The organism is Amycolatopsis kentuckyensis (genome assembly GCF_002155975.1).
Taxonomy (GTDB): Bacteria; Actinomycetota; Actinomycetes; order Mycobacteriales; family Pseudonocardiaceae; genus Amycolatopsis; species Amycolatopsis kentuckyensis.
In genome coordinates this window covers 1-5,243 of the sequence record NZ_MUMI01000565.1, presented here as the reverse complement: position 1 = coordinate 5,243, position 5,243 = coordinate 1, and the positions used below count along the sequence as shown (strand labels likewise).

At 69.8% G+C, this 5,243-nt stretch carries 6 protein-coding genes; all 6 read right to left on the bottom strand.

Going from position 1 to position 5,243, the window contains the following annotated elements; all coding sequences use genetic code 11:
* Window positions 1-1,161: AfsR/SARP family transcriptional regulator (locus CCN39_RS41865; protein WP_208630621.1), on the bottom strand; the 1,161-nt coding region annotated here is incomplete at its 3' end.
* Between the two features lie 446 nt (window positions 1,162-1,607).
* Window positions 1,608-2,510, bottom strand: coding sequence for an ectoine hydroxylase (gene thpD / locus CCN39_RS41860; protein ID WP_086851991.1), 903 nt, complete (start codon window positions 2,508-2,510; stop codon window positions 1,608-1,610).
* A 31-nt stretch (window positions 2,511-2,541) separates the two neighbouring features.
* Entirely contained in the window at window positions 2,542-2,934 is a 393-nt protein-coding gene (locus CCN39_RS41855) for an ectoine synthase (RefSeq protein ID WP_086851989.1), read from the bottom strand.
* An 11-nt stretch (window positions 2,935-2,945) separates the two neighbouring features.
* Window positions 2,946-4,199: a diaminobutyrate--2-oxoglutarate transaminase gene (ectB, locus tag CCN39_RS41850; protein WP_086851987.1), complete on the bottom strand. Its 1,254-nt coding sequence runs from the start codon at window positions 4,197-4,199 to the stop codon at window positions 2,946-2,948.
* A gap of 15 nt (window positions 4,200-4,214) precedes the next feature.
* Window positions 4,215-4,736, bottom strand: coding sequence for a diaminobutyrate acetyltransferase (gene ectA / locus CCN39_RS41845; RefSeq protein ID WP_341867727.1), 522 nt, complete (start codon window positions 4,734-4,736; stop codon window positions 4,215-4,217).
* A gap of 206 nt (window positions 4,737-4,942) precedes the next feature.
* The coding region (locus tag CCN39_RS41840) for a hypothetical protein (protein WP_143264360.1) at window positions 4,943-5,243 on the bottom strand (301 nt) is incomplete at its 5' end.

Here is a 5,243-nt window from a genome sequence, read left to right as displayed (position 1 = left end):
GGTGCGGGCGTCGTCGAGCAGCACCAGCATCCGCCGTCCGGCGATCAGCGACCGGTAGAGCGCGACGCGTTCGTGCAGCAGCTCCGGGATCTTCGCGGTTTCGACGCCGAGGCCGAGCAGGAACTGGGTGAGCAGCTCGGCGGGTTCCAGCGGCGGGTGGTGCGGGTCGAAGCCGCGCAGCGAGGCGAACAGGACGCCGTCCGGGAACCGCGGCGCGACCCGGTGCGCCCACCACACGACGAGCGTGCTCTTGCCGACCCCGGCGGTGCCGCTGACCACGGCGATCGTCGTCTGCCCGGCCTCGGCCCGGGTGACCAGGCCGTCGAGCCAGGCGAGCTCGTCGGTGCGCCCGGCCAGGCTGGGCACCGCCGCGGGGAGCTGCGAAATCGCTTTCGCCGGCTCCGCGCCGCCTGCCGGGGCGACGACGTCCCGCGCCGGGAGGTCGTCGTTGAGGACGCGCTCGTGCAGCCAGCGCAGTTCGGCGCCGGGCTCGACACCCAGCGTGCGCAGCGTCGCGCGGGAGACCGTCCGGTACAGCTCGAGCGCGTCTCCGCGGCGGCCCGCGTGGTACAGCGCGCGCATCAGCTGCCCCGCGGTCCGCTCGGAGAGGGGGTCGGCCCGGACGATCGGGCTGAGCTCGACGATCAGCTCCGCGTGCCGGCCGAGTTCGAGGTCGGCGTCGACCCGGGCGCCGTGCACGGCGAGGCGGAGGTCTTCCAGCTCGGGGGCCCGCAGGGAGTCGGGCACCCCGCCCAGCGCGGGGCCCTGCCACAGCGCGAGCGCCTCGGCCAGCAGCGCGGCGGCGACCTCCGGGGTGGCCAGCGACGCGCGGTCCAGCAGCGTGCGCGCCCGGTGGACGTCGATCCGGTCGGGCTCGACGTCCAGCCGGTAGCCCGGCGGGGTGGTCAGGATGCGCGGGCCGTCGAGGTCGCGCAGGATGCGCCGCAGGTGGGAGACGTTGCCGTGGACGATGGTGCGGGCGGTCGCCGGCGGGTCGTGGCCCCACAGGGCGTCGATGATCTCGTCGAGCCCGACGACCTTGCCGGGCCGCAGCGCCAGCAGCGCGAGCAGGCCGCGGACGCCGGGGCCGCCGATCGGGACGGGCTCGTCGCCGTGGAAGAGCTGGACGGGCCCGAGCAGCTGGAGCCGGGTCTGGGCCATGCTCGCGCCCACCTCCCCGGGTCCACGGTGTCCCCCGGCGTCGCCCCCGCCGGAAAAGTCAACCTACCGTGATGACCGGCCGGCGAATACCGCCCCACCGGGCCGCAACCAGGACGTTTCGTCACGCTGCGGATTCCGCAGCCGGGCTCCGGCGGGCCTGCGATAGGCGCGGACATGACAGGACCCCGCACCACCGGTCCCGATCCGGTGGTGCGGGGTCCTGCGGAAAACTCCCGGCCGGGCCGCCAGGGGGCCGGTCCGCCCGTCCGCCACCGAGGGCAACCGGACGGGTGAGCTCACCCCGAGCGAAGTACCCGCCGCCGGCCGTCAACGAAGACGTGTTGCGCGAGCCACACACCCGCGCGGTGGCGACACGGTAACAGGGCGCACCGGGCCGGTCACCGGCGGGTGGGACTCGAGTGCCTCCGGGGCTCCGGAACGACGGCTCAGCGCGTGATCGGCGTCGAGTCGCGGCCGGCGATGAACGCGGGCCGCGGGGTACCGGCCGCGAACGGCTCCTGCAACGCGTTCTCCACGCTGTTGAACACCAGGAAGATGTTCGAGCGCGGGTACGGGGTGATGTTGTTGCCCGAGCCGTGCATGATGTTCGAGTCGAACCACAGGGCCGAGCCCGCCTGGCCGGTGAACTGGTCGATGCCGTACTCGGCCGCCATCGCGGTGATGTCGTCCTCGCTCGGCACGCCCACCCGCTGGTCCTTGAGCGAGCTCTTGTAGTTGTCGTCCGGCGTCTCGCCGGCGCACTGGACGAACGTCCGGTGCGAGCCCGGCATGATCATCAGGCCGCCGTTGAACGGGTAGTTGTCGGTCAGCGCGATGGAGCAGCTGACCGCGCGCGGCGACGGCATGCCGTCCTCCGCGTGCCAGGTTTCGAAGTCCGAGTGCCAGTAGAACCCGGTGCCCTTGAAGCCGGGCATGTAGTTGACGCGGCTCTGGTGGATGTACACCTCGGAGCCGAGCAGCTGCCGCGCCCGGTCCAGCACGCGCGGGTCGCGCACCAGCTCGGCGATCAGGGCCGAAATCTCGTGGACGTCGAAGATCGACCGGACCTCACCGGTCTTCGCCTCGGTGATCACGCGCTCGTCCCCGGCGAGCTCCTGGTCGGAGGACAGCCGCACCAGTTCCTGCCAGTACGTCTGGACCTCCCCGACGGAGAGCATGTCCTCGACCACGGTGTAACCCTTGGTCTCGTGGTTCGCCAGCGTGGCGGCGTCGATCGGGCCGTCGGCTTCGGTACCCCACACCGTGGGGTGCACGCGCGGCAGGTGCTCCGGCGTACCGGTGATCCGGGTCGGGTAAGTGTCGTCGACCCGGGTGTCCGTCAGCGTCACGGGCTTCGCCTCCTGTGTTCCTCTCCGGTTTTTACGCGTCCTCGGTGATCAGCGGGTACACGCCGTTTTCGTCGTGCACCTCGCGGCCGGTCACCGGGGGGTTGAACACGCACACGCACTTGATCTCGGTCTTCGGCCGGACCTGGTGCTTGTCGTGGTCGTTGAGCAGGTAGAGCGTGCCGGGCTTGAGGTCGTACACCTTGCCGGTGGCCAGATCCTCGATCTCGCCCTCACCGGAGGTGATGAACACGGCCTCGATGTGGTTGGCGTACCAGAAGTCGTTGACCGTCCCCGCGTACAGCGTGGTCTCGTGCACCGAGAAGCCGACGCCCTCCTTGGCGAGGATGATCCGCTTGCTGCGCCAGTTCTCGGTCTTGATGTCGGCGTCGGTGTCGGTGATCTCGTCGAGCGTGCGGACGAGCACGGCGTACTCCCTTACTTGGTCAGGACGGCCTTGACGGACTCGTCGATGATCGACAGGCCCTGCGTCAGCTCGTCGTCGGTCAGCGTCAGCGGCGGCAGCAGTTTCATGACTTCGCCGTCGGGGCCGGAGGTTTCCATCAGCAGGCCGCGCGCGAACGCTTCCGCGCAGACGCGGCCGGCCAGGTCGCCGTTCGCGAACTCGATGCCGCGCGCCAGGCCGCGGCCCTTGGCGAACAGGTTCGCCTCCGGGTAGGCCTCGACGATGCCGCTGAACGCGCTCGCGATGCGCTCGCCCTTCGCCTTGGTCGACTTCTCGAGCGCGTCGTCGCTCCAGTAGACGTCGATCGCTTCCTTGGCGGTGACGAACGCCGGGCTGATCCCGCGGAAGGTGCCGTTGTGCTCGCCGGGCTCCCAGACGTCGAGTTCCGGCTTGATGAGCGTCAGCGCCATCGGGATGCCGTAGCCGCTGATGGACTTCGACAGGCAGACGATGTCCGGCGTGATCCCGGCTTCCTCGAAGGAGAAGAACGGGCCGGTGCGGCCGCAGCCCATCTGGACGTCGTCGAGGATCAGCAGGATGTTGTGGCGCTTGCAGAGGTCGTCGAGCCCCTTCAGCCACTCCAGGCGCGCGGCGTTGATGCCGCCCTCGCCCTGCACGCCTTCGACGATCACCGCGGCCGGCTCGTTGAGCCCGCTGCCGGAGTCCTCGAGCAGCTTCTCGAAGTAGAGGAAGTCCGGCATCGCGCCGTCGAAGTACTTGTCGTACGGCATCGGGGTGGCGTGCACCAGCGGGACACCGGCGCCGCCGCGCTTCATCGAGTTGCCGGTGACCGACAACGCGCCCAGCGTCATGCCGTGGAAGGCGTTGGTGAAGTTGATGACCGACTCGCGGCCGGTCACCTTGCGCGCCAGCTTCAGCGCGGCCTCGACGGCGTTCGCGCCGCCCGGACCGGGGAACACGACCTTGTAGCCGAGCCCGCGCGGGTCGAGGACCTTGTCGCGGAAGGTCTGCAGGAAGTCGCGCTTGGCCACGGTGAACATGTCCAGGGCGTGGGTGACGCCGTCGCGCTGGATGTAGTCGATCAGGGCCTGCTTCAGCTGCGGGTTGTTGTGCCCGTAGTTCAGCGCGCCGGCCCCGGCGAAGAAGTCCAGATAGGGCTTTCCGCTCTCGTCGTGGAGCCAGCTGCCCTGCGCGCGGTCGAACACGACCGGCCAGCCGCGGCTGTAGCTGCGTACTTCGGATTCGAGCTCTTCGAAGATGCTCATGTCTTTCTTTCTCTCCTAATCGCCCGGATTCGCGGCCAGCGGGCCGATGCGGTAAAGCTCTTCCGGCAGGTGCCCGGCTTCGGGGAAATCCGCGCCGTCGAACAGCACACTGGTTTCCATCGCGGCGTTCCACCGCTTCGCGAACGATGTGAACAGCCGGATGGACGCCTCGTTGTCCGGGGTGATGGTGGTCTCGAGGTAACGCACACCCTCGCCGATCAGACGCGTGTACAGCGCGTCGAGCAGGGCCCCGGCCAGGCCCTTTCCGCGCTGCGAACTGTCGACCGCGACCTGCCAGACGAGCGCTGCCTCCGGCTCGTCCGGTCTGCGGTAGGCGATGACGAAACCGACCGCCCTGCCATCCTCACGCGCGACGACCGAAGACTCGGCGAAATCGCGGCACCACAGCATGTATGCGTACGGCGAGTTGAGATCGAGCTTGGCGGAATCGCGCGCGATTCTCCACAGCTCCGCGCCGTCCGCCTTGGTCGGGGATTCGATCAAGTGCGTTACGGACATACTCAGGAAACGTAACAGAGAATTTTCCGCATGCCAGCGACGCAGCTCACGACCCCCGCGATGACCTGCGAGGACGCGAAGTACCCCGTGAGCAGTCGCACAAACATGTTTCAAGTCGCGGGGCCCTGGGCACACGCGTGCTCATGGCGCGGGCCCACGGCCCGTGACCTACCCGCACCATGAACCCAAATCGGGATGATCGCAAGGCGACGGGCCGAAAACGCTCAGCGCGAGCTCGGCGCCGGAGCGCGTTCCACCGTCTTCTTCCGGGACGGACGCCGGGCCACTTCGAGCACGACAGCGTTCGCTTCGCGGTTCCGCGCGCGGCGGTGGCCGAGACGGCGCAAGAGAGCGCTCACCGGCGTCACGACCGCGGGCAGGAGCAGCAGCCCGGAGACCACCAGCCACCACACCGCACCCTCGCCGCGGCGCCAGCCGGCCACGACGTCGCCGAGCCAGCCGAAGAACGGCCGGGCGAGCGGGGGCAGGAACGCGGCCAGCAGCAGCGCCGCCACGACCAGCACC